Origin of the sequence: Pseudomonas sp. PAGU 2196 (assembly GCF_022179005.1) — a bacterium.
In the GTDB taxonomy this organism is placed as follows: Bacteria; Pseudomonadota; Gammaproteobacteria; order Pseudomonadales; family Pseudomonadaceae; genus Aquipseudomonas; species Aquipseudomonas kermanshahensis.
In genome coordinates this window covers 54,939-81,258 of record NZ_BNTL01000008.1, presented here as the reverse complement: position 1 = coordinate 81,258, position 26,320 = coordinate 54,939, and the positions used below count along the sequence as shown (strand labels likewise).

General features: G+C 63.6%; 13 protein-coding genes. 6 read left to right on the top strand and 7 right to left on the bottom strand.

Annotated features, from left to right (window positions below):
* Positions 1-38 precede the first annotated feature (38 nt).
* Positions 39-10,865, bottom strand: coding sequence for a peroxidase family protein (locus tag MFF34_RS07795; RefSeq protein ID WP_238212067.1), 10,827 nt, complete (start codon positions 10,863-10,865; stop codon positions 39-41).
* A 455-nt stretch (positions 10,866-11,320) separates the two neighbouring features.
* Here MFF34_RS07795 and MFF34_RS07790 point away from each other — a divergent pair, with 455 nt between their 5' ends.
* Genes MFF34_RS07790 through MFF34_RS07780 form a run of 3 tightly spaced genes read left to right on the top strand, consistent with a single transcriptional unit; the run spans position 11,321 to position 15,734 of the window.
* Positions 11,321-13,057, top strand: coding sequence for a type I secretion system permease/ATPase (locus MFF34_RS07790; RefSeq protein WP_238212064.1), 1,737 nt, complete (start codon positions 11,321-11,323; stop codon positions 13,055-13,057).
* 6 nt (positions 13,058-13,063) lie between these two features.
* Positions 13,064-14,404 (top strand): HlyD family type I secretion periplasmic adaptor subunit, encoded by a 1,341-nt coding sequence (locus MFF34_RS07785; protein WP_238212062.1) that lies wholly within the window; start codon positions 13,064-13,066, stop codon positions 14,402-14,404.
* A 1-nt stretch (position 14,405) separates the two neighbouring features.
* Positions 14,406-15,734, top strand: coding sequence for a TolC family outer membrane protein (locus tag MFF34_RS07780; protein WP_027593774.1), 1,329 nt, complete (start codon positions 14,406-14,408; stop codon positions 15,732-15,734).
* Positions 15,735-15,801: 67 nt separating this feature from the next.
* Here MFF34_RS07780 and MFF34_RS07775 read toward each other — a convergent pair whose 3' ends face one another.
* Both MFF34_RS07775 and MFF34_RS07770 read right to left on the bottom strand, forming a co-directional pair.
* On the bottom strand, positions 15,802-16,227 hold the full coding sequence (locus tag MFF34_RS07775) for an MAPEG family protein (RefSeq protein ID WP_238212060.1): 426 nt from the start codon (positions 16,225-16,227) through the stop codon (positions 15,802-15,804).
* Positions 16,227-16,559: a DUF2834 domain-containing protein gene (locus MFF34_RS07770; protein WP_238212039.1), complete on the bottom strand. Its 333-nt coding sequence runs from the start codon at positions 16,557-16,559 to the stop codon at positions 16,227-16,229. Before MFF34_RS07770 ends, MFF34_RS07775 begins: the two co-directional genes overlap by 1 nt.
* Positions 16,560-16,668: 109 nt before the next feature.
* On the opposite strand from MFF34_RS07770, the gene MFF34_RS07765 reads away from it, so the two are divergent.
* Positions 16,669-17,481, top strand: a complete 813-nt coding sequence (locus tag MFF34_RS07765; protein ID WP_238212036.1) for a helix-turn-helix domain-containing protein — start codon at positions 16,669-16,671, stop codon at positions 17,479-17,481.
* A 22-nt stretch (positions 17,482-17,503) separates the two neighbouring features.
* Here the strand turns inward: MFF34_RS07765 and MFF34_RS07760 are convergent, their stop codons facing one another.
* From MFF34_RS07760 to MFF34_RS07750, 3 genes are all read right to left on the bottom strand, one after another.
* Positions 17,504-19,921, bottom strand: coding sequence for a TonB-dependent receptor (locus MFF34_RS07760; RefSeq protein ID WP_238212033.1), 2,418 nt, complete (start codon positions 19,919-19,921; stop codon positions 17,504-17,506).
* A gap of 101 nt (positions 19,922-20,022) precedes the next feature.
* Entirely contained in the window at positions 20,023-21,000 is a 978-nt protein-coding gene (locus MFF34_RS07755; RefSeq protein WP_238212031.1) for a FecR domain-containing protein, read from the bottom strand.
* A complete protein-coding gene (locus tag MFF34_RS07750) occupies positions 21,001-21,513 on the bottom strand; it encodes a sigma-70 family RNA polymerase sigma factor (RefSeq protein ID WP_238212029.1) in 513 nt (170 codons plus the stop codon).
* Between the two features lie 148 nt (positions 21,514-21,661).
* Here MFF34_RS07750 and MFF34_RS07745 point away from each other — a divergent pair, with 148 nt between their 5' ends.
* Complete coding sequence (locus MFF34_RS07745; RefSeq protein ID WP_238212027.1) at positions 21,662-22,330, top strand: bifunctional 2-polyprenyl-6-hydroxyphenol methylase/3-demethylubiquinol 3-O-methyltransferase UbiG; 669 nt, start codon at positions 21,662-21,664, stop codon at positions 22,328-22,330.
* A gap of 162 nt (positions 22,331-22,492) precedes the next feature.
* Here the strand turns inward: MFF34_RS07745 and quiC are convergent, their stop codons facing one another.
* The gene (gene quiC, locus MFF34_RS07740; RefSeq protein WP_238212025.1) at positions 22,493-24,400 is read right to left on the bottom strand and encodes a 3-dehydroshikimate dehydratase QuiC; all 1,908 of its coding nucleotides are present in this window, start codon (positions 24,398-24,400) and stop codon (positions 22,493-22,495) included.
* A gap of 466 nt (positions 24,401-24,866) precedes the next feature.
* Between quiC and MFF34_RS07735 the strand changes: the two genes are divergently transcribed.
* Positions 24,867-26,240: an MFS transporter gene (locus MFF34_RS07735; protein WP_027593782.1), complete on the top strand. Its 1,374-nt coding sequence runs from the start codon at positions 24,867-24,869 to the stop codon at positions 26,238-26,240.
* The last annotated feature ends 80 nt before the right edge of the window (positions 26,241-26,320 follow it).

The following is a 26,320-nucleotide window of genomic DNA, read 5'->3' as shown; positions in this document are numbered from 1 at the left end:
AGGACGCGTCAATCCTGAGAGGACGAACGCTCAGCCACTTACCCCGCCAGAATGAAGTCTGCCGCCGTCACCGTCGTGGCGTCGGCCACCCCCACCAGGCGGATCGAGTCGGCAGCGCCGATGCTGACCAGCGTATCAGCGCCGACATCGGCGATGGTGACGCTGGCAGCGAAGGTGGCAGCCGTGATGTTGAGCGCGGTGATGTCCAGCCGGTCCTGGCCGCCCGACGCGATGGCATCGAAGTTGATGATCAGGTCGTTGCCAAAGCCTGCAGCGAACTGGAAGACATCATTGCCGTCAGTGGCAATCATCGTGTCGTTGCCCGCCCCACCTGTGACCGTATCGTTGCCAGCGGCACCGTTGATGAAGTCGTTGCCGGCACCGCCCAGCAAGGTGTCGTTGCCGACGTCACCAAACAGCGTGTCGTTGCCATCGCCACCCTGCAGCAAATCGACGCCGACGCCACCGTCCAGGGTGTCGTTGCCCAGGCCGCCCAGCAGCGTGTCGTTGCCAGCGCCCCCCTGCAGTGAGTCATTGCCATCACCGCCATCGAGGCTGTCATCGCCACCGCCGCCGTTCAAGGTATCGATGCCCAGCCCACCAAACAGCTGGTCGTTGCCGGCGTCACCGTTGAGCGTGTCGTTGCCCGCGTTGCCATTGAGGATGTCGTTGCCGCCGTCACCATTGAGCGTGTCATTACCTGCCCCGCCGTTGATGAGGTTGGCCAGCCCATTGCCCGTGGCAGTGAAGTTGCCCACCCCGGTAAAGGTCAGGTTCTCGACGTTGCCGGCCAGGGTGTAGGTACCCAGCGAGGTCTGCACGGTGTCGGTACCGGCACCCGACGCTTCGACCACCACATCGTTGGCATTGTCGACCACGTAGGTGTCATTGCCGACGCCACCCACAAGGCGGTCAGCCCCCGCACCGCCATTGAGCACATCGTTGGCGGCCCCCCCAGTGAGGGTGTTGGCCAAAGCGTTGCCGGTGCCGGTGAAGCTGCTGCTGCCGGTGTAGGTCAGGTTCTCGACATTCGCCGTCAGCGTGTAGCTTGCTAGGCTGGTCTGCACCAGGTCGGTCCCGCCGTTCAGCGCTTCGGTCACCGTGTCACCGGCGTTGTCGACCACGAACGTGTCGTTGCCGGCACCACCGTTCATGGCGTCCGCGCCAAGCCCGCCGTTGAGGGTGTCGTTGCCATCGTCGCCGTTGAGGATGTCGGGGTCGTCACCGCCGTTGAGCACGTCGTTACCCAGGCCGCCGAACAGCTGGTCCGCGCCGCCCAATCCGTTGAGGGTATCGTTACCGCCCAGGCCCGAGATCACGTCGTTACCCGCCGAACCGGTCAGGGTGTTGGCCGCGTTGGTACCGACCAGGGTCACACCGGGCGGCACCACCACGGGCGCGGTTGCTGCCGACGTCAGCGTCTCCAGCGTGCCGAAGCCGTCGGTGTAGCGCACGATCACCCGCAGTTGCTGGTTACCCTGGGCAAAGCCCGGGGTGAAGGTGGCCGCCGTTGCGCCGACGATGTTGCTGAAGCTGCTGCCGCTGCCTTGCTGCCACTGGAAGCTGAACGCACCCAGCCCGTCGAGGTCGGCAATGCCAGCGGTGAGCGCGGTCAGCACCTGGCCGCGGTCGGGTGTGGTGTCGCTGATCAGCACCGCGCCTGTCGGTGCATCGTTGACGTTGGCCACCGGGTCGAGGATGTCGGAGGCAACACTTTCGTGCACGCCGAAGTCATCCACGTAGCTGACCACCACCCGCATGTTCTGCCCCACCTGCGCCTGGGTCAGGACGAAGGTGCTGTTGATGGCACCGGCAATGTTGACCCAGCCAACGCCCCGGTTCGACTGCCACTGGAAGGTGAACTGCGGGTTGCTCAGGCCGTCGGCATCGACAATGGTGGCCGGGTTGGCGGTCAGCGTCTGGTTCTGTATCAGCAAGCCGGTCACGGCCGGCCCGGCGCTCGGCGCGCTGTTGGGCGCCGAGTCGACGATTTCCAGGGTGCCCTTGGCATCCTGATACACCGCCCGCACCCGAATGCTCAGCCCCGCCACATCGTCGGTCACCCGGTAGGTGCTGCCGATGGCCCGCGACACTTCGCCGGCCGCGACGAAGGTGATGTCCTCATACACCCCCGAACCCGGCAATTGCTCGACCTGCCAGTAGTAAGCCACTGGGCCGTTGACCGCGCCGGTCGGGTTGCTTGCACTGGTGTTGTCCGCGTCGTGCACGGCCAGGTCAGTGACCCGCAGCAGCTGGCCAGCCACCGGTGTGTCATCGCGTACGCCGGTGGCATCGTCGAGGATCACCAGGTGGCCCGTTGGGCCTGCGTTGGCGGCCGTGCCAACACCGGAGGCGATGGCCCGGTCGGAGAACTGCAGCCGCTCGATGCCGGTCAGCCGATCGACCCCGTCACGCCCCGCTACCAGGTCGGTGACAATCACGGTATTGCCGTCGACCACGACGTTGTAGTCCGTCGCCACGCCTGAGAACAACGCAGTGTCGAAGTTGTCAGTGCCTTTCAGGATCTCCCGCACGATCACCAGTTGCCCGGGGTTGTAGGTGCCGTTGAGCATGAACGGCACCATCGGCTCCATGCTGTCGAACGAGGCGATTTCCGGGCCGGTGCCATCGCTGTTGGCGCGTACGCTGATGCGCACGTTGAGCCACTTGTCACCGTCGAGGATATCGTCACCGCCGCGGCCTTCGATCAGGTCGCTGCCGCTGCCGCCGAGGATGATGTTGCCGCCGTCGTAGAACGTCGCGCCAGCCGCCAGCAGATCGGCCAGGCCGTTGATCAGGCTGATGTTGGTCAGCACGCTGCCATTGGCACCGGCGGTGGGCAGCGAGGCGGCATCTTCGTTGTCGCCGCGCAGGAAGTCACCGTGCGCCGAGCCTGACAGGCCCTCCATGATGTCGAAACGCACCAGCGCCGACGCCCCCGAACCCGGTACCGGCGGCACATCGAAGAAGCGGTCGCTGTAGTCGATGGTCACCCCTTGGGCGAGCCCCTTGAAGGTCGCCCAGTCGTAGCCCGAGCCGCCGATATAGCGGTCACCGAAACCGAGGCTGCCGACCATGATGTCGTCGCCCCCTTCGCCGTTGAACTTGTCGTTCTCGTTACCACCGATAAACACATCGTTGCCGATGATCGGGTCGTTGCCGAGCGGGTCGAAGTTGTCGCCAGGGGCACCGTCCGAGGTGCCCTTCTCGATCCAGTCGTCCCCTTCGTTACCCATGTCCTGTTCGTTGGCCTTGCTGCCCAGGATGAAGTCATTGCCCTGGCCGCCGATGGCCTCGGAGGCGTCTTCACCGGTGACGATGAAGTCGTTGCCGAAACCGCCAATGATCAGGTTGATGCCATTACCGCCGTGCAGCACGTCGTTGCCGTCGCCGCCCTGGATATTGTCGTCACCGCCCATGTCGCTGATGATGTCGTCGCCGGCACCGCCGCGCAGTTGGTCGTTGCCGTTGCCGCCTTCGATGCGGTCATTGCCGGCATCGCCCCAGACCGTGTCATCCCCCCCGCCGGAGACGAGCACATCGGCGCCGTTGGTGCCCCCCAGCACAATGTGCTCGTCACCGGCATAGCGGATGTAGTTGCTGTCCGGCCCTGCGGTCAGCGGGCTGTCGCGGAACACCACCTGCTGGCCGTTCTCGCCCAGCGGGTCGGCATTGCCCAGGCCATCGTTGTACTGCTTGCTGCGGTCCACTTCGAGGTAGAACGCCGGGTCGGAGAACACCAGGCCTGGCAAGTGGGTGGCCGAGGTGTTGGCCATGATCAGCTTGGCGAACGAGTTGCTTTCCAGTTCCGCGTTCATCGACAGGCCAGCGGTACGCTCCAGGTAGTAGAAGCGGTCGCCGTCCTGGAGTTTTTCCAACTGGTTCTCGAACACGAAGTTGAACGTTGAACCAAGCATGCCGCCGAACGGGGTTTTCGCTTCGGCCAGGCCGCCGATCCACAGGTCGATGGCATCGACACCCGTCACCGTGACGCCCTTCAGGTCATCGGCCGTGCCCAGCACGCCGTCCTTGCCGGGCCGTGTCACGTTGGCCCAGGCCCCGGTGCCGTTGAGGAAGTCGAGCCGGTCAAGCGGCGAACCGTCGCCACCGAACACCAGCGCCATCGCCGCCGCACGCTTGTCCACCAAGGTTGTAGCCCCTGTGATGGTGGTGTGCGTGCCATAAGCGGCGATGAAGTTGATCAACGACTCCGGATGCTTGAGGTGTTGCACCAGGTCGACCCAACTGGTGTACGGCTTAAGTTGGGTATCGCCGGTTTGCCCATAGATGTCGCGGCGTACGGCGTTGAGCGAAGGGATACCGACATCGCGGCCACGGGCGATGTTGATCGCCGGCAGGTCGAGCGGCAGCCCGAGCAGGTTGTTGCGCAGCGCCTCGGTGACGAACTCGTCGATTTCGTTACCGGCCTGGCGGGTAACCCCGCGCACGATGGCACTGGTCGCATCCTCGGGGGTGACGCCACTGGCGGCGTACGCCAGCGGGTTGAGGAACGCGGCGATCAGGCCCAACTGCTGGTCGGGGTCGGCGCTGGAGGGGTCTTTGACCACGTTGAAGTCGATGTCGAAACGGTCGACGGTCTCGGTCAGCATCGAGTGGCCGAAGCGGTACACCGTGTGCGCGAACTCGGCGACGATCGAGGCGTCGAGGTCGACGTCGTACACCTGGGTCGGGGCGAAGAACAGGTCGACACGCGGTTGGATGGTGCGGGCGAACTCCTCGAACACCAAGTGTTGGTACTGCATCTCGGTACCGAACTTGGCTGCCTGGAACAACCGCTCGCCATTCCACACCAGTGCATCGATCTCGGCCTGGCTGGCCGGCAGTGCGTTTACAGGGTTGAGCAGCCACTCGTTGAGGAAGGCCACGTCGCCCGAGTCGAGCACGGTGTCCTTGGTCTGGGCCACCAGCCGGTTGTGCTCGGCGTGGAAGATCGCATGCACGGCGGTCAGGCCGATGTTTTCGTTAACCCGGCCGTCGCCTGCGATGTAGTGCGCATCCAGCAACTCGTTGTCGTAGGCCAGGTTGGCGCCTGTCTGCGGGTTGACCGGGACGGCGTTGCCGACCTGGGTACCTGCATCGGGTGCCAACACACCGCCGCTGAAAACTGGCACGGCATTGTGGGCGATGTCGGCGAGGAACTCGTGCCCGGTGCGCACGGCGTTGGTCAGGTCGATAGGCGCCAACGGGTTGCCTTCGACCAGCACGTCATCCGCCGTGCCGCCCAGGCCATCGGCGCCCTTCATGACCACCATCGGGTAGCCATTGGGCCCTTTGATGAAGTTGCCATAGGCATCGGTCGCCAGCAGCGGCACGTTGTTGACGTCGGCATCGGTGAGGTGAATGCCGAGCAGGTCATTGGCCTGCGCCTTGACCACTTTCCAGGTCGCCATGCCGCCGATTTCGCTGTCGTCGGCACTGCCGAACTTGCCATCGGCGCCCAGGTCGCGGTTGGTGATCAACCGGCCCGTGGCGACGGGGCCATGGTCCGTCATCTGATAGCCGCGCAGGAACACCTGGTGCGACGGGTGCGAGCTGTAGGTCTGGTTCTGGTCCACGAACGGCGTGGTGGTGTTGCTGTGCTCATGGATATCGTCGGCGTTGCCGAGAATGCCATCCGGCCCTGGCTGGTTGGTGGCCCGGGTCAGCACCATGAAGTTGGTGTTGCCACCCGGCACATACAGCGGGTCATCCGGTTGCAGCGGGATGTACACAGTACCCGAACCGCCCTTGGTGACCAGGTCCAGGCCATGGTCGAAGAACTGGCCAAAGAAAGTCATCCAGGCGTTGAACGGCGCAGACAGCCCGGCATCCGCGGTGGTGTTCTCGAACAGGTACACGTCGTGGTCGTCATTGGTGCCGAACTGCCCGTCCAGGCCGGGGCTGGCGACGACCCGCACGCCATCCTTGAGCACATCGTCGTTACCCGGCGTGCCGAAGTTGAGCACGCCGTCGGCGCCAGGGTCAAAGGCCGTGGCATAGGCGGCCGGGTTGTTCGAGGTCTGGTCGACGATCAGGTTGCTGATGGTGCGCGGCTGCGAGTCGAACACTGCGCCGCTGGTTTGTTGGTACGACGACCCAGGAATGGCCGGCGAGCCTGGGCCGAAGAAGCCGGCAGGCGCGCCTTCAGCGGGGTTGAACACCGGGTCGGTGAGGCGTGGGAAGACATTATCGGCCGCCCCGAACTGGGTGTTGTTGATGCCGTTGAGGTTCATCAGGTTATTGTTCGAACCGTCGACTGCTCGCAGCCCCAGGGGTGCACGAATGTTCGGTATCAGCGAGAGGATGTCCTGCCCGGCGGCATCAGCCTCGGCGATCTTGATTTGCGCGAGGATGAAATTGAGATCGGAACGGACCATGTGCAGGCCTGCGCCACCTTCGCTGGCATCAACTACCGGCGTCGGCGCGGTCGGCACCACAGGGGCGCCCGCCTCGACCACGGCCGTGGGTTGTGAGAACAGCACTTCAGTGGTGCCGTGCGCATCCTGGTAGATCGCCTTCACCCGCAGTGACAGCCCGGCAAGGTCTGGCGAGACCTTGAACGCCGTGCCATCGGCGCTTTGGAACGCCAGGTCGCCGGCCGGCAGCAGGATGATGTCCTCGAACACACCGCTGCCTGGGTCCGCTTCGAACTGCCAGTAGTAGGACACCGAGGTGTTGTTGAGCACGCCTTGCGGATTGGTCAGCGATACATTGTCGCCATCGCGCACCCCGGCCATGCTCACGGTCAGCATGTCGCCCACGGTGATCGCGCCAGCGTTGTTGTCGGTGACAGTCGGGCTGCCGGTTGGCTGCGCATTCACCCCGGTCACCAGCACGCGCTGGCCATCGGCAAATTGCAGGCGCTCGATATGCAGCAGGGTGTCGACGCCGTCACGGCCGGCAACGGTGTCGGTCACCGTCCACACATCGTCCGACACATCGGCTGTGCCACGGTTGTTCTGGGTAACCACATAGTCGGCCTGAACACCGGAGAACACAGCGGTATCGAACGCCGCGCCACCCGTCGAAGTGCCCGGCAGGATTTCCCGCACGGCCTTGAGCTGGCCTGGGTTATAGGTGCGGTCGAGCATGAACGGGATCATGTCGACCATGCTGTCGAAGCTGGCGATTTCCGGCCCGGTATGGTTGACGTCGCCGGCGGCATACACCGCGATGCGCACGTTGATCCACTTGTCGCCGTCGATCAGGTCATCGCCGCCGCGGCCCTCGATCAGGTCGCTGCCATTGCCACCGAGGATGATATTGCCGGTGGCAAAGCCGGTGGTGGGCAAACCAGCGTCAGCCAGGAACTGCTGCAGCCCGTGGATCAGCGCCACATTGGTCAGCGCACTGCCAGTGGCACCGCCGTGGTTGAGGATGGTGACTGCATCGACGTCGTCACCCTTGAGCACATCGCCAAACTTGGAACCGGACAACCCTTCGACTTCGGCAAAGCGGTCGAGGATCGAGGCCGGCGAGGCGCCGACCGGGTTGAACACGCCGGCGTTCTGGTTAGGCGCGTTGCCATGGGGCTGCGCCAGTGCGGCCAGGCTCAGGTCGACTGTGACGCCGACCTGGTCATTCTTGTAGGTGACCCAGTCGAAACCGGACATGCCGTCCATCTTGTCCTGGGCATCGCTGCCGACAAAGATGTCATCGCCACCTTCACCGATCATCTCGTCGAAGCCACCGCCGCCGACGAAGATGTCGTTGCCGATCACTTCGTCACCCAGCAGCGGCGCGAAGTTGTCGCCGGGCGCACCGTCCTGGGTGCCCTTCTCGATCCAGTCATCGCCCTCGTTGCCGGTGGGCGGCAGGTTGGTCTTGGCGCCGAGGATGAAGTCGTCGCCCTGGCCGCCGAACGTGGTGCTGATGTCTTCGGTGGTGATGATAAAGTCTTGGCCATCGCCGCCCAGGATCAGGTTGCCGGCAACGCCCATGCTGCCGGCGACGATTACATCGTTGCCGGCGTTGCCTTCCAGGCGGTTGTCGCCGAACGAATCGGTGATGATGTCATCGCCCGCGCCACCCAGCACCGCATCATTGCCGGCGCCCCCTTCGAGGCGGTCATCGCCGCCGTCGCCGTAGAGCGTGTCGTCACCCTCGCTGGAGATGATGATGTCATTGCCCGCAGTGCCCCCCAGAACCACATGGTCCAGGCCGGTGTAATGCAGGTAGTTGCTGTCGGGGCCCACGGTATCCGGGTTGTCGCGGATCACCAGCGGGACGATTTCCTGGCCGTAGATCATGATGCCGCCGGTAGGGTCGGCCTTGCCGTCGGCACCCAGCCCGGTGAACTGGTTGGCCTGGTTCACTTCAAGGGTGAACGTCGGCGTCAGGAACACCGTGTTGGACAGGTGGGTGACGTCGGAGTTAAGCATGATCAGCTTGGCGAAGGAGTTGTTTTCAAGCTCCGTGCCGAAGTTCAGGCCCGCTGTACGCGACAAGTAGTAGAAGCGGTCGCCGTTCTGCAGCGCCTCCAGCTGGGTTTCGAAGACGAAGTTGAAGCTCGAGCCCAGCATGCCGCCGAACGGCATCTTCTGCTCGGCCAGGCCACCGACCCAGAAGTCGATGGTGTCGACGCCGGTGATGGTCACCCCGCTCACGTCGTCCGCAGTGCCCAGCACGCCGTCTTTGCCGGCCCGGGTCACGTTGGCCCAGGTGCCGGTGCCGTTGAGGAAGTCCAGGCGGTCGAGCGGCGCGCCATCGCCCCCGAACACCAAGGCCATGGCGGCGGCACGTTTGTCAGCCAGCGTGGTCGCCCCGGTGATCGTCGCATGGGTGCCGTAGGCGGCGATGAAGTTGACCAGCGATGCCGGGTGCTTGAGGTGGTCGGCAAAATCGACCCAACTGATGTAGGCCTTGAGCTGGCTGTCGCCGGTGGCGGCATAGAACTCACGGCGCGCCTCGTTCAGCGAGGGGATACCGGTGTCGCGCCCACGGGCAAGGTTCAGCGCCGGCAGGTCGAGCGGCAGGCCCAGCAGGTTGTTGCGCAGGGCTTCGGTAACGAACTCATCGATCTCGTTGCCGACCTGGCGCGTCACGCCGCGAATGATTGCCCCTGCCGCTTCATCGGCCGTCGCCCCGCTGCCAGCGAATGCCAGCGGGTTGAGGAAGGCAGCGATCAGGCCAAGCTGCTGGTCGGGGTTGTTGGGGTCGGTAAGAACGGGGTTGAACTCGGGGTCGAAGCGGTCGACGGTCTCGGTCAGCATCGAGTGGCCGAAGCGGTACACCACGTGGGCGAACTCGGCGAGGATGGCCGGGTTGATCGAGGTGTCATAACCGTTGGGCGCCAGAAACTCGTCGATCTGCGGCTGGATGGTGCGGGCGAACTCCTCGAACACCAGGTGCTGGTACTGCATCTCGGTGCCGAACTTGGCGGCCTGGAACAGGCGTTCGCCATCCCACACCAGCGCGGCGATCGCGGCAGGTGTGGTCGGCAGCGCGGCAACGTCATCCACCAGCCATTCGTTGAGGAAGGCCAGGTCGCCTGCGGCGAGGATGGTGTCCTTGGATTGCTGGACCAGGCGGTTGTGCTCGGAGTGGAACACGTGGTGCACGGCGGTCAGGCCGATGTTCTCGTTCACCCGGCCGTCGCCGGCGATGTAGTGGGCGTCGAGCAGTTCGTTGTCGTAGGTCAGGTTGTTGCCACCTGGGCCCACCAGCTGCGCATTGCCCACCGCGGTGTCGCCGTCGGCCTGCAGCACGCCGCCGACCACCACGGGCGCGGCGTTGTGGGCGATATCGTCGAGGAAGCCGTGCCCGGTGCTGACAGCATTGGCCAGGCTGATCGGCGCGGCGCGATTGCCCTCGACCAGTTGGGTCACATCATCGGCCGTGCCGGCAACCCCATCGGCGCCATTGCTGACGCGCATTACCACCTGCGGCATGCCATTGGGCCCGCGCAGGAAGTTGCCATAGGCATCGGTCGCCAGCAGCGGCACGCTGTGCACGTCGGCATCGGTCAGGTTGATACCGAGCAGGTCGCGGGCCTGGGCCTTGACCACGGCCCAGGTGGCCATGCCGCCATTTTCGCCATTGCCATCGTCAGCCGTGCCGAACTTGCCGTCGGCGCCGAGATCGCGGTTGGTGATCAGCCGCCCGGTGGCGATCGGGTCGCCCGCGGCGTTGAGCATGTACTCGCGCAGGAACACCTGGTGCGAGGGGTGCGAGCTGTAGGTCTGGCTCTGGTCCACGAACGGCGAGGTGGTGTTGGGCTGGCCATCGTCGGCCGTGCCCAGCACACCGTCCGCGCCGGCCGTGCGCACGGCACGTGGCAGCACCATGAAGTTGGTCGGGCTGTTGGGCACGTACAACGGGTCGTCCGGCTGCAACGGAATGAACACGATGTCGGTGGTGCTCTTGGTCACCAAGTCCAGGCCGTGATCGAAGAACTGGCCGAAGAAGGTCATCCAGGCGTTGAAACCGGCCGTCAGGCCCGCGTCTGCAGACTGGTTGGGGATGAAGAACACGGGCTTGTCGTCAGCCGTGCCGAACACCCCATCGAGGCCGGGGCTCATCACCGGCGCCGCGCCGCCATTGGCTTCGACGGCGGCGGGGTTGTTCGGCGTCTGGTCGACGATCAGGTTGCTGATGGTGCGCGGCTGCCCGTCGACCACCGTGCCGGTGCCGGCATAGGCCGCGCGGTACGACGCATCAAGCAAACGCAGGAAGGAATTGTCAGCGGCACCGAACTCACTTTGCCCGGCCACCAGGTTGTTGTAGCTGCCGTCCACGGTGCGCAAGCCAAACGGCACCTGGCTGTTGGGCAGCAGATCGATGAGATTGGCGCCCTTGGCGTGGGCTTCGGCGATGAAGATCTGCTTGAGGATGAACTCCAGGTCCGACTTGCTGAAATTGGCCATTTAGATTGCCCTCGATCTATCGGGAGAAAGACACAGGGCAACAGGGTCCATCCCGCGCCCAGTCAGTACTGACGTGCGCAGTTCGTGGTTCGGTTTTCCGGGATCGGTGGTGCGATGACATCTGGTCAAGCGCGGTCCGTAGGAGCGGCCCGAATAATCAAGACTAAAGTCGTAGGTTCAAACCTTGTCAATAAGCCGTCGAAAAAATGACTCTCGATGATAATGCGTTGCAACTCGCTGTTTTTACGTGACTTATAAAAAGTTCAAAGAATTTATAGAGCGAAATGATATTACAAGATGTTTCGTTGCAACCTACGCTCGTGCTTGTGGGGCACCGCAGCGTTTTCGGATGATTCGCCTACAGAGCGACCCGCCTGCGTGCCGTCCAGAAGCCACATCTAGAGCAGTCCAGAGCGCCGCAACGGCCTCCGGTTTGGTACAGAGGGAGGCCCAAGATGCACAAGCAGCCGCGCACCCGTTCCGAGCTGGCCGAGGCGCTCTTTCGCCTGCGCCGCAGCTTCTACTCACTGGCAGGCTTCAGCGGCGTGATAAACGTCATGATGTTGACGCCAGCTGTCTACATGCTCCAGGTCTACGACCGCGCCCTGGTCAGCCGTAACGTCACCACATTGACGATGCTCACCGTGCTGGTGGTCGGGCTGTTCCTGCTGATGTCCGCCCTGGAAATGATTCGCACCCGCGTGTTGATCCGGGTCGGCAACTGCCTGGACATGGACCTCAACCGGCGCATCTTCAGCGCCGCCTTCGAGCGCAACCTGAACCGCGCCGGTGGCAACCCGGCCCAGGCCCTGCAAGACCTGGCACAGGTCCGCCAGTTCTTGACCGGTAATGGCTTGTTCGCCTTCTTCGATGCACCGTGGACGCCCATCTACCTGCTGGTGTGCTACCTGATCCACCCGCTGCTGGGGCTGGTCACGATGATCGGCTCGATGATCCTCGCCGGCCTGGCGTACCTCACCGAGAAGGCCACGCACAAGCCGTTGGCCGAGGCCAACCACGCGGCGCTGTCGTCTGCCAACTACGCCAACAACAACCTGCGCAATGCCGAAGTCATCGAGGCCATGGGCATGCTGCCGTCGATAAGCAAGCGTTGGTACCAGAGCCATCTGCGCATCCTGCAGATGCAGACGCTGGCGTCCGACCGTGCGGCCTTGATCAGCAGCACCGGGCGCTTCGTGCGCATCACCCTGCAATCGCTGATCCTCGGCACCGGTGCGCTGCTGGCGATCGAAGGCAAGATCACCCCGGGCATGATGATCGCCTGCTCGATCCTCACCGGTCGCGCACTGGGGCCGGTGGAACAAGTCATCGCCTCGTGGAAGCAACTGCTTGGCTGCCGGTCAGCCTGGGGACGGCTGACCGAGCTGCTGCAGGACTACCCGCGCCGCCCACCGAGCATGTCGCTGCAACGGCCCCTGGGCATGCTCGCCGTGGAGAACGTGTTTGCTGGCGCCCCCGGCACCAACACCACCATTCTGCGCGGGGTGAGCTTCAGCCTGGCGCCGGGCGAAAGCCTCGGCATCATCGGCCCCTCCGCCTCGGGCAAGTCCACCCTCGCCCGCCTGCTGGTTGGCGTCTGGCCGACCCAGGCCGGCAAGGTGCGCCTGGACGGCGCCGACATCTTCACTTGGAACAAAGGCGAACTGGGCCCGTGGCTCGGCTACCTGCCGCAAGACGTCGAACTGTTCGAAGGGACCATCGCCGACAACATCGCGCGGTTTGCCGAGGTGGACAGCGATGCGGTCATCCGCGCAGCCAAGAGCACCGGTGTGCACGAGATGATCCTGCGCTTCCCGCAGGGCTACGACACTCGCCTGGGCACCGATGGCAGCCCGCTTTCCGGTGGCCAGAAACAGCGCATTGCCCTGGCCCGTGCGCTGTATGGCGAACCTAACCTGGTGGTGCTGGATGAGCCCAACGCCAACCTCGACGATGTCGGGGAAAAGGCCCTGGTCGATGCCCTGGGCGAACTCAAAGGCCGTGGCGCCACGGTAGTGCTGGTTTCTCACCGGCCCAACGTGCTGTGCGCCGTCGACAAGGTGTTGATGCTGCGTGACGGCGACGTGCAGATGCTGGGCACGCGCGACGAAGTCTTTGCCGCCCTGCGCAAGGCAAGCGTGATACCGGCGGCCGCAGCAGCGCCGCTGGCTTCGGTAAAAGTACGGGAGTAACCGATCATGCACATGAGCCAACCGACCGAGTTGATCCCTGCCGAGGCGAAGAGCCTGATCGACCTGGATGCCGGCAAACCGGTGCGCTGGGGCCTGTGGCTGGTGCTGGCCGGCTTCGGCGGCTTTTTGCTGTGGGCCTGGCTGGCGCCGCTGGATGCCGGCGTGGTCGCCACCGGCACGGTCAAGGTCACCAGCAATCGCAAGGCCGTGCAGCACCTGAGCGGCGGCACCGTGGAGGCAATCCTGGTGCGCGAAGGCGACGTGGTGAAAAAGGACCAGGAACTGGTTCGCCTCGATGCCCTGCGGGCCGTGGCCGAACAGGGCGCAGTCAGCGCCCAGTACATTGTCAGCAAGACCGTGGAAAACCGCCTCGAAGCCGAGCGCGACAACCGCGACGCGGTAACCTTCGACCCCGCGCTGCTCAAGCGCTTCGGCGCAGACCCACGCCTGCTGGCTGCCATGGACTTGCAGCAGCGCTTGCTGGACACCCGCCGCGCCGGCCTGGCGGGCGAACTCAGCATCCTCGAAGAGAACCTGGCGGCATCGGCCGTGCAGCTCAAAGGCCTGCAGCAGGTGTACGGCGCCCGCGCCTCGCAGATCAACTTCCTCGGCCAGGAGCTGCAAGGGACCCGCGTGCTGGCCGCCGAAGGCTATGTACCGCGCAACCGCCTGCTGGAACTGGAGCGCAGCAACGCCGACCTCTCCGCCGGCCAGGCCGAAAACCTCAACAACATCGCCCGGGTGCGCAGCCAGGCCACCGAGATCAAGCTGCGCATGCTTCAGCGCCAGCACGATTACTTGAAAGAGGTCGAGTCGCAACTGACCGACACCGCCAAGGAAAACACCACCCTGGCCGACCGCTTGCGTGCATTGGACTACGAAGTGACCCACACGGTGATCCGCTCACCCATCGATGGCATGGTCCAGGCGCTGGGCATCGCCACGGTCGGCGGGGTTATCCAGCCTGGCGCCAAGCTGATGGAAATCGTCCCGCTCGACGAGCCGTTACAGGTCGACGCGATGATCCCTGTGCAGGCCATCGACAAAATGGTCCCAGGGCTTGCCGTGGACATCGCCTTCCCGGCCTTCAACCACGCTCAGACCCCAAACATCCCCGGCCGTGTGAAAACCATCTCTGCCGACCGCCTGCTCGATGAGGAGAGCAAGCAGCCGTTCTACCTGGCGCAGGTGGACGTTTCACCCGCCGGCATGAGCTTGCTGGGCAGCAACCACATACGCCCCGGCATGCCGGCCACCGTCACCATCAAGACCGGCGAGCGCAACCTGCTCAGCTACCTGCTCAAACCCATGCTCGAACGCGTCGACAGCGCTTTCAAGGAGCAATGAGATGAACCGCCACTGCCTGATGTTGTGCCTATTAGGGTTGTCCTTGCCAGCCAGTGCCATGGACCTGAAGCAAGCCTGGGACCTGCTGCAGTACCAAGGGCCCATCTACCATGCCGCCGAGCATGAGAAACAGGCCGGCCTGGAGAACCGGGCCATCGGCCAGGCCGGCCTGCTGCCGCAGATCAATGCCACGGCCTATTACAACAAGGTCAATGGCTCGCAGCGCCAGAGCGGCCAGGACAACGACCTGGACTATGACTCCAAAGGCGCCAGCGTGCGCCTGCGCCAACCGCTGTTCAACAAACAGAAAATGGCCGAATACCGCCAAGGCCAGCAGCGTGCCGACTACAGCGTCGCGGTGTTCGATGCCAAGAGCCAGGATGCCGCCGTGCGCCTGGCCGACAGTTATTTCGATGTGCTGTTGGCCAGCGAAACCATCACCCTGGCCAGGGCCAAGCTGAACGCTTTCGAGGAGCAGCTTGCGTCAGCGAAACGGCGCATGGAGCTGGGCGCCGGCACGGTGACCGATATCGACGAGTCGGTCGCTCGCCGCGACCTGGCTGAGGCCGACCTGATCGAGGCGCAGGACAACCTGGTCAACGCCCGCCGCAAGCTCGAGGAGTACATCGGTGAAACCCCGGCATCGCTGACCACCTTGCAGCCAGGCTTCACCACCCCGCCGCTGCTGCCGGGCAACCTGCAGGACTGGCTGGTCAAAGCACAAACCGACAGCCCGCTGATTCACGCCCGCCGGCACAGCTACGAACTGGCAGAAGAAGAGGTGAACCGGGCCAAGGCCGGGCACTGGCCGACCCTGGACTTCGTTGCGGGCTACACCGCGGGCAGCAGCCAATCGATTTCAGAGCTGAACCAGCGCAACCAGTACAGCTCGATCGGCCTGGAACTGAACATCCCGCTGTACAGCGGCGGCAGCACCAGCGCGCTGACCCGCCAGGCCAGCGCCAACAGTTCGAAAGCGCTGGACGAGCTCGACGCCACCCGCCAGGAAGTCATCTCCGGCACCACCCGTGAGTACCGAGGCGTGCAGAGTGGCGCCATGCGTATCCATGCGCTGGAAAAGGCCGTCGCGTCCAACGAACGTTCGCTGACCTCGACACGCAAGGGCTTCAAGGAGGGCGGTACCAGTACCAACTCAGATGTGCTTAATGCCGAGGAATTGCTGTTCGACGCACGGCATGACCTGTTCGAGGCCAAGTTGAACTACCTGATGTCACGCCTGCGCCTGGCCTCATCGGTGGGCAGCCTGGGGGACGACGATATCGAGCTGGTCAACAATTACCTTGGGCCGGAGTTGATGGTGAGTAACTGACCTGCTCTGGCTTTGTTTAAGCTTGAGATTGTTGGGGCGTTTTGCGCCCCAAGATCCTAAAGCCTACTTACAACCAACAAGCCTGCAAGACCGTTAGCGCCAGCCCCAGCAAGCACACCAGCCCCACCACAAAGCTGACTGTCCTCCATGGCTGCAAACCGCTCAGGTAGCACACCGTATGCGCCACCCTGGCAACGGTGAACACCACACTCAGCCAAATAATGACGACCGCAGCAGCATTCAGCGCAATAGCCAAGCCGGCCAAGGCAAAAAACGCCGGAATATTCTCCAGATCATTCGCCCAAGCCCTGCCCGCCCGGCTGACCTGCGGCAATTCGTCAACATTGGCCAAGCGCCCTAAGAACGCCGCGTCTTCACCATTGGTAAAGGCCTTGTAACGCAGGCGGCAATAGCCTTGGTAGCAAGAGATCGCCAGCATCTTCAGGAACAGCGCGACCACACAGACCGCATAGACAGACAGGGCACCGTGCATCACGCCCCCTCCTGAGCAGGATGTGCCGAGCGCCTGCCAAAGCCTTCAAACACGATGTACAGAAGCGGCCCCACCGACACAAACACAGCCGTGAGCAGCAAAAAAGGGGCAACCCGTAACCACGATCGCCCTTTCGAACGGGCATCCCTGATCATCCAGGCGCACGCAAGCCCAGCCATCACGTACAAGTCGATTACAACCTGCGCAGTGTCAGGCCGGGCCATCAGTTCAAGGCCAAATGCGAGCAATGATTGCTCTGCAATGAACATCGTCCAGCCGGTGTATAGCGAGAACGACATCAGGGTAGCCAGCGCGATCCAAGTGCTTTTCATCTGCAACGCTCCTTAACCAATACTGCGCCAAGGTAGTGCTATGGTTGCAGACTGCTCAATGACCTCACAGGTCATCGACGCCCCGCTCACGCCCCGTCAGAGTTGCCCCATGAGTAACCGCCCTTTCCACCCGACCGCCTCAACCGGTAACCCGGCAGGCAACCACTTGCGCCGGCACCGTCAACAGGCAGGTTTGAGTCAGCTTGAGCTGGCGCTACGCGCCAACGTATCCCAGCGTCACCTGAGCTGCGTGGAGACCGGTCGCGCCAAACCAAGCCCAGGCACGTTGCATGCCCTGCTTTCTGCGTTGGACGTACCATTGGAGGAGTGCAACGAGGTTTTCCTCGCGGCAGGTTATGCGCCCCGCTACACCGCGTCGCCGCTGAATGCGCCCGCCATGGCAATGGTGCACGAGGCGATTGCGCATATTTTGCAGGCCAACAACCCCGCTCCAGCGATCGTCCTGGATAGCATGTGGTACATCACCGCCGCCAACACCAGCGCCGGGCTGCTGTTGCAGATGGCGGGGGTACAGCCCCGTGATGATGCGCCGCTCAACCTGCTGGAAACGCTGCTGTGCCCCGAGGGCCTGGGCGACCAGTTGATCAATGCCGATGAAATCCGCGCCACCGCGTGGCACAGGGCCTCGCGGGAAGCGGCGGGCAACCCTGAGTTGGCGCAGCTTCTGCAAGACCTGCCCTGCCCCGCCGCGCTGGCGATTGCCCCATCGCCTTCGCCGGTCGTGTTGACGCGCCTGCGCTCGGCCCACGGTGAGCTGAAGTTCCTGTCCACCTTCACCACCTTTGGCATGCCGCTGGACGTGACCGTGGCCTCGCTGCGCATAGAACACCTGATACCTGCAGACACGCATACCTGGCACACCATGACCCTGGCGTATGAACAAGTGACCACAACCCCCTGAGTGCGCCCAGGCCGAACCGGCCTCAGAAATCGACCGTGGCCGACAGCTGCAGGGCGCGTGGGTAGCCAGGCGATATCGCGCCATACGAAGCGACCCCCGACCAGTACTCACGGTCGAAGACGTTCTGCACTGTGGCCCGGAAGGTGGTAGGACGGCCTTCGATGTGGGTGGTGTAGCGCGCCCCAACATCGAAACGTGTCCAGGCATCGAGCTCTTGGGTGTTGGCCTGGTTGATGTACTGGCTGCCGGTGTAGATCGCGCCACCGGTCAAGGTGACACCTTCGACCCAAGGCGTGTCCCACTCGGCCCAGAGGTTGGCCTGCACATCGGGCACGCCCACAGGCTCATTGCCCTTGTTGGCCGCCGTGGCCGAATCGGTCAGTTCGCCATCCAGCAGGGTCACGCCGCCCAGCAGTCGGGTACCGGGCGCGACTTCACCGAACATGCTCAACTCGATGCCACGGTTGCGCTGCTGCGCCTGAACCGAAAACAGGTTGCCAGCGCCCAGTTCGCCACTGGGTTTTTCGATCTGGAACAGCGCCAAGGTGGTCATGAAGGTGTCCCGTTCAAACTTCACCCCCAGTTCGTGCTGCTTGGTTTCATAGGGGGCAAAGGCTTCACCGGCGTTGCCCGCCGTGGCCGGTGCCACATCGCCTTTGCTCAGGCCTTCGACGTAGTTGTAGTACAGCGAGACATTCTCCCAGGGTTTCACCACCACCCCGACCACGGGCGTCGTCGCACTGTCTTTGTAGCGGGTAGTCATCGCGCCTGCGGTGCTGTAGTTACGCGACTCGATCGCTTGCCTGCGCACGCCCAGGGTCAGTTGCACGCGGTCATCGAGCACCGCCAAGGTGTCGGTCATGGCTACGCCGGACAACTCGGCTTCAGACACCCGATTCACGTTTGGCGCACTGATGTACTGCTTGGGCACCGCTATGGGGTGATAGATGTTCGAGATTATTTCCGTGCCATTGTTGATGCCCCGCGATAGCTCATCCTGGTAACGGGTCGCCATGAGCGTGACGGTATGGTTGATCGGCCCGGTTTCGAACAGCCCGCGTAAGCCCACGTCGGCGGTGGAGCGGTCGACATTGAACTTGTAGTAGCCCGGAGTATTGCTGGTGTCGCCCGCGTCATTGAGGATTTTCGGCACCTGGTCGGACATCCGCGCGACATCCGCCCTGCCGCCACCCGCATGGGCAAACACAGTCAACGAATCGCTCAAGTCGTATTCCCCACCCAGCAGCGCGGATTGCTCGCGGGTGTCCGACCAGCCCCAGTCCTGTGGCAGGTTGGTGCGGCCATTGGCGGCCGAAGGCACGTCGACACCCGGCGCCACGGTGAAAGGCCGCGACGCGGCATCCCAGCGCTCCCGCTGGCTGATGAAGTCCAGGTTCAGGCGCAGGCGCTCACCTTGGTAATCCAGGGCGATAGCACCGATATCCAACGCCCGTTGCTGGTCATCGATGGCCGTGTCGCCCTGGGCGAGGCTGCCGTTGAAACGCACGCCCCATTGCCGCTGATCACCAAAGCGGCGGCTGATGTCGAGGTGGCCACCGGTCTGTGTGTCGGAGCTGTAGCTTGCGGTGAAACGGGTCAGGTCCTCGGCCAGGGCGCGCTTGGGGACGATGTTAATCACGCCGCCGACCCCGCTGTTAGGCGAAATCCCATACATCAGCGCGCCTGGCCCTTTGAGTACCTCGACGCGCTCGGCATATTCGGTAAACACGCGGTAGTTGGGCGCCACGCCATACACGCCGTCGAAAGCAAGCTCCCCTAGGTTGCCCTCACCGACAGGGAAGCCACGAATGAAAAACGAATCGACGATGCCACCGGTCTGCCCCGTGGAGCGAACCGAAGGGTCACGCGCCAGGGCATCGGCGACGGTGACCGTCTGCAGGTCCGCCAGGGTTTTGGCGGTATAGCTGGTGACGTTGAAGGGCGTGTCCATCACGTCCTTGTTGCCCAGCATGCCCAGCCGCCCGCCACGGGCAACTTGCCCGCCGGCATAAGCCTCTGGCAGGGTTTCGTAGCGCATGCTGTTGGCGTCGATGGTGGTCGCGGCCAGGGTCAGGCCGTCGCCACTGGCCACTTGCCTGATTAGTTTGAAGCTGCCGTCGCCCAGCTCGACCAGTTCGAGCCCACTGCCGGCGAGCAGTTGCGCCATGCCGTCACGCGGGGAATAGCGACCGTTGAGGCCTGGGCTGTACAGGCCTTCCGTCAATGCAGGCTCGAACGACAGGGCCACACCGGAGGCCAGCGCGAAGCTGGCCATGACCCGGCCGAGCGGCCCTGGGGCGATGTCGTACGGCCTGGTAGCCGTCGCCTCCAGTGGTTGTGCGAGCGCCGCCCATGAATGGCTGGCACCTGCTACCAGCACACAGCTGAACAGGGCGCGACGGATTGCAATGGCGAGCTGGGGACGACTTGCAACAGGCATGACAGGAGGGTCCTTCTGACCGGGAATGGAGGTGTTCACTCCTATTGCCAGCCGAGGCGGAAAAAAGTATCACCTGGGGCACGACTTTTTTTGCGGTGCGGTCAACGCGGCGCAAGCATCGTCCAGTAGCCCCCCATGTGCGCCTCCACCCGCAGGGCATAAGTCGACTCCAGCATGCTCAACGTTCGACGCGGGTCGCTGATGGGGAATGCCCCCGATACGCGAAGGTCGGCAATCCCTGGATCACAACGAATGAACCCCCGTTGGTAACGTGCGAGCTCGGCAACGAAAGCGTCCAGCCTCATCTTGTCCGCCAGCAGCATGCCCTGGGTCCAGGCCGTGACAGCCTCGTCTACCGGCCTTGGCGCAGCGATCGTTCGGGCGTCGAAGTCAGCGCGTTGGCCGGCTTGCACAACGCGGCGGGCAAGGTGATCGGCATTTTCAGGTTCGATGCGAATCGCACCTTCGATGACCGCAAGGTAGGTGCGCCCGCCGCCCTCCCGCACGGTGAACCGGGTGCCCAAGGCTTGCATGCGCCCCTCCCGCGTCCCTACCCACAGCGGGCGAGCAGGGACCACGATGTCGGGGGCCGTCTGCACCAGGATTTCGCCACGGAGCAAACAAATGAACCGCTCGCCGGCATTGAAACGCACATCGATGGCGGAGTCGGTATTGAGCACAACCTGCGTGCCATCGGCCAGGGTAAGGTCACGGCGTTCGCCAATGCCGGAGCGGTAGTCGGCTGCCCAGCCTTGTTGCTCGGTCAGCCGCCAGCCTGCCCAGCTGGCCGGGGCCAGGGCCAGCAGCAGCGCCAGCCGGCTGACCAGTGCACGACGGCCAGGGTCGGCCGGGCGGTCCAGTGCAGGCATCGACAATGCCGGTGGCAGGCCACCCAACTTGCCCATCAACCGCTCCGCGCGCTGCCAGGCGTGTGCACGGGCCGGGCTGCTGTTGCGCCAGGCCAGCCAGTCGGCCTGCTGCGCATCGGTCACGTCGCCTGCGCTCATGCACATCAACCACTCGGCGGCTTCTTCGAGCGCTTCGGCGTCTCCCGGCTCGGCGCGCTGTGCATCGGCCATCTAGTCGACCAGCCTCAAGCACTGAACGAATGCCTGCTTCATGTAGCGTTTGACGGTAATCAGCGATACACCGAGCTGCTCGGCAATCGCCTCGTACTTCATGCCAGCCAACTGCGACAGCAGAAACGCCCGCCGGACCAGTGGCGGCAAGGTATCGAGCATGGCATCGATCTCGTGCAGGGTTTCCAGGATCAGCAAGCGCGTCTCTGGCGAAGGCACTTCAGGGGCAGGCAGGTGCTCAAGCGCCGCCAAGTACGCACGCTCCAGCGATTTACGTTTGCACCAGTTGGCGAGAATGCCGCCGGCGACGCAACTCAGATAAGCGCGGGGTTCATCGAATACGACGGCTTTGGAGGCGAGGATGCGGGTGAAGGTGTCCTGAACCAGGTCAGCTGCATCCACCGCGTTGCCCAGGCGCCTGCGCAACTTCGCGTGTAACCAGCCTTGATGGACGGTGTAAAGCGCTTCGACATTGCGTATGTGATTGTCAGGGCTGGGCAGCACGTCGCTCATGGGCGGTCTTGTCTACGCAAGTGAGAACTATTTTCAATGGTAAGTTAGCGCTGGCGCGCAAAGCAAGTTCAATATGGGCCAGCATTCAGCCGCGAAGGCGCGCGCTCGCGGCCTATGCTTCAACTGACCCAAGGCGGCGGAAACCCTCATGCACAACCCCGAAGACAACCTGCTACACAGCTGGCAGCACAACGCCCAGGCCTGGATCGACGCGGTGCGCAGTGGCGCCATCGAGAGCCGTCGGCAGGTGACCGACCAGGCTATCTTGCTGGCCATTCTCAGCCGACAACCCGAGCGCGTACTCGACCTTGGGTGTGGTGAAGGCTGGTTGCTGCGGGCGCTGGCTGATCGCGGCATCGAGGCGGTCGGCGTAGATGGCGACAAGGCCCTAGTGGAGGCGGCCCGTGCGGCAGGCTCCGCCGAGGTGCACCTTGCCAGTTACGCACAGCTGGCCGAGGGCGACGTCAGCGTTGGCCGTGGCTACGATTTGGTTTGTGCCAATTTTGCGTTGTTGCAGCAGGACGTCATCCCCTTGTTGGCGACGATGAATGGGCTGCTGGCTCCGGGTGGTGCAGTGGTGATCCAGACGTTGCACCCCTGGAGTGTGGCTGCGGGCGATTATCAGGATGGCTGGCGGGAAGAGTCGTTCGCAGGGTTTGCCGGGGACTGGCGGCCGATGCCTTGGTACTTCCGGACTTTGGCCAGTTGGCTGAATGCATTGGACATGGCTGGGTTGCGCCTGGTCAGCCTGCAGGAGCCGCAGCATCCGCAAAGTACGGTGCCGCAGGCGTTGTTGATGGTGGCCGAAGGGCGGTGAACCCTGTGTGGCATTGCAAGCGAGTTGCCGACCCTTGTGGGAGCGGGCTTGCCCCGCGAACACCGGCAAAGCCGGTGCCATGCACCGCGTAGCCCCATTCGCGGGACAAGCCCGCTCCCACAGGGTTGTGACAATCACAGAGCGCGACTACCACTTGAACGCTTACAGCACCGGCTTGCGCGCTGCCCCGCTACGGGCCTTGGCCATTGCTGCCAGGCGCACGGCGACGTTCGCTGCGCCATACCCGGCATAGCCGCCCTTGCGCTGGATGATCTCGAAGAAGAAGCGCTCCTCGAACGGCTCGGTGTACACGTGGAACAGTTCGCCGCCTTGGGCATCGCGGTCGTACAGCACGTTGTAATACGCCAGTTCACTGAGGAATTCGTCGTCGAAGTCGAAGCGCGCCGCCAGGTCGTCGTAATAGTTGAGCGGGATTTCCAGCAGCGGCACGCCAGCCAACTTGGCACGCGCCACTTCTCGGAAGATGTCATCACAATCGAAGGCGATGTGATGCACACCCGAGCCGCGGTAACTGGACAATGCGTGGGCAATGGCGGTGTTGCGGTTCTCGGAAATGTTCAGCGGCAGGCGCAAGGTGCCGCACTGGCTGCGCAGCGCGCGGCTCTTGACCAGGCCGTACGGGTCGGGCAGCACCACTTCATCGTCGGCGGCGAAGTCGAACAGGCTCTTGTAGAACAGCACCCAGCTGTCCAGCGACTCCGCCGGCAGCGCCAGGGCCATGTGGTCAATACGGCGCAGGCCACCGCTGGCAGTGGCGCTTTTGTCCAGGCTGAAGTCGGTGTCGTACAGGGTCTGGCCAGCAGTGCCCTGTTCTACCAGGTACAACAGGCTGCCATCGGGCGCGCGCACGGCGGGTACTTCGCACTCGTTGGGGCCGACCAGGCCACGGAACGGCTGGCCACGGAAGGCCGTGGCGCGCTTCAAGGCAGCTTGTTGGTCCTTGACGCGCAACGCCGTGGCGCACAACGACGGGCCATGCGCCTCGAAGAAGTTGTGGCCAAACGAATAGGGTTCGGCATTGAGGACGATGTTGATGTCGCCCTGACGCAACAGTTGCACGTCCTTGCTGCGGTGCTTGCCGGCGTCGGCGAAGCCCAGGCGTTTCAGCCAGTTGCTCAAGCGCGCACCCACCGCCTCGTCGACGGCGAATTCGAGGAACTCCACACCATCATAGGCACTCGCCGCCGGCGGGTTGAACAGCACGCCCGGCTCCACCGCCACGGCCTCTTGCTCCAGGCGCAGGCGGGTCTGCTCTTCGAGGTACAGCAGCGAGCGCAAGCCGTCGGCAGCATTCTGCCGAGGTGGCGCGGCGCGGAAGCCGTCGTTGAAGATTTCCAGGGACAGCGGGCCGCGGTAGCCGGTGGCGAGGATCGGCGCGAGGAAGCCGGCCAGGTCCATTTCGCCCTGCCCCGGGAAGCAACGGAAATGCCGGCTCCACTCCAGCACGTCCATGGCCAGGATCGGTGCGTCGGCCATCTGCACGAAGAAAATCTTGTCGCCCGGGATGTCACGGATCGCGCTCGGGTCGCCCTTGAGCGACAAGGTATGGAAACTGTCGAGGATCACCCCAAGCGACGGATGGTCGGCCTGGCGCACCAGGTTCCAGACCTGCTGGTAGGTATTGACGTGTCGGCCCCAGGCCAACGCTTCGTAACCGATGCGCAGGCCACGCTTGCCGGCATGCTCGGCCAGCAGGCGCAGGTCATCCACCAGCAGTTGCTCGTCGCCCAGGGCATCGGCCTGGACGTTGCTGCACACCAGCACCAGGTCAGTGCCCAGCTCTTGCATCAAGTCGAACTTGCGCTCGGCGCGGTCGACGTTGCGCTGCAGCCGGTCGCGGCGGCAGCCTTCAAAGTCGCGGAACGGCTGGAACAGGGTGATGGCGATGCCCAGGTCCGCGCACATCTGGCGAACCTGACGCGGGCTGCCGGCATAATAGAGCAAGTCGTTTTCGAAAATCTCGACGCCGTCGAAACCGGCGGCGGCGATGGCTTCGAGCTTTTCCGGCAGGGTGCCGCTCAAGGACACGGTGGCAATCGAACGCTGCATGGCGGGAGTTCCTTGTTGTTAGGGGACGACGGCGCAGGAAAACCACGGTAACGGTGCCTGGCATGATGGATTATTCGCAGGTAAAGTCGCCTCATCAATCTCTTTGTACGGAATGGTTAGTTTTGTGTTCGATTACCGAACAAAACCGGATTTCGCGAATTGCTAGACCGCCACCCCGTGGTCAACATGAAACCAGACGCAGGCACACCGACCGCCGCCTTCTTGCCAGACGGTCGTTCGGCAGAACCTGCGCTAACAAGCCCAACGCCACAACATAATAAGTTCAATAAAACCGGGTACCGACCTATGAACACTGCTCTCGCCTTGCGATCCGCACCTGTCTCCTGGCTGCCTGTCACGGCCTTGGCGCGGAATACGCCCGCACTTCACGTTTGACCCCACTCCCGAGATAACCCCACGCTCGCCTTGCGCCGTGCGGGAACCAACAAGAACAACGGAGACACCGATGGCTCACTCCAGCTCTCAAGCCAAGAAAGCGACCGCCAGTGGATGGATAGGCTCGGCACTCGAGTACTACGACTTTTTCATCTATGCACAGGCTGCGGCCCTGATTTTCCCGCAAATCTTCTTCCCTAACACCGACCCGAAAATGGCGATCATCGCCTCGCTGGCCACTTACGGTGTCGGCTACCTGGCTCGCCCGGTCGGCGCCATCGTGCTCGGCCACTGGGGTGATACCCGCGGACGCAAGAACGTACTGCTGCTGTGCATGTTCCTGATGGGTGTGTCGACCATGGCCGTCGGCCTGCTGCCGACGTACCACGACATCGGCATCCTCGCCCCCGCCTTGCTGGTGCTGCTGCGCCTGGTCCAGGGCTTCGCGGTAGCCGGCGAGATCTCCGGTGCCAGTTCGATGATCATGGAGCACGCGCCGTTCGGCCGACGAGGTTATTACGCGAGCTTCACCCTGCAGGGCGTACAAGCCGGCCAGGTATTGGCGGCGGCGGTGTTCCTGCCACTGGCCTACTTCATGCCGAGTGAAGCCTTCAACGACTGGGGCTGGAGGATTCCGTTCCTGATGAGCGCCGTGGTGCTGATCGCCGGCTTCATTATCCGTAAAGAAGTGCACGAAACGCCTGCCTTCGTGAAGGAAGAGAAGCAGGATAAAGTCGCCAAGTCGCCGGTCAGCGAGGCATTCCGCCACAGCTGGAAACACATGGTGCTGGTGATGTTCATGGCCCTGATGAACGTGATCCCGGTCGTCGCGACCATTTTCGGTGCGGCCTACGCGGTGCAGCCGGCCTATGGCATCGGCTTCGACAAGAGCGTGTACTTGTGGATTCCGGTGGTCGGCAACATCGTCGCGGTGCTGGTGATTCCATTCGTCGGTAACCTTTCCGACAAGATCGGCCGTCGCCCGACCATGATCGCCGGGTGCCTGGGTTCGGGCCTGCTGGCCTTCGTCTACCTGTATGCGATCAGCATCCAGAACGTACCGCTGGCCTTCGCTGCCTCGATCGTGATGTGGGGCATGGTCTACCAGGGCTACAACGCGGTGTTCCCAAGCTTCTACCCTGAGCTGTTCCAGACCCGCTACCGTGTTTCGGCCATGGCCATTGCGCAGAACATCGGCACCATGCTGACGGCCATGCTGCCGGCGCTGTTCGCCCTGGTGGCACCACCGGGCTCGGACAACATTCCGCTGGTCGTGGGTGGCATGGCGTTCTTCATCACCTGCATCTGCGCACTGGCGGCGTACATCGCACCGGAAACCCATCGCCTGTCGATGGAAGACCTCGGCAACCCGCAAGCCAAGCCAATGGAAAAGGCCGCGTACGAAGCCAGCCGTAAAGGCAGCTTGCAGACTGCAAGCCACTGATAGATCGCAGGGGGCTGCTGCGCAGCCCATTCGCGGCGCAAGGCCGCTCCTACAGGTGTGCGCAAATCCCTGTAGGAGCG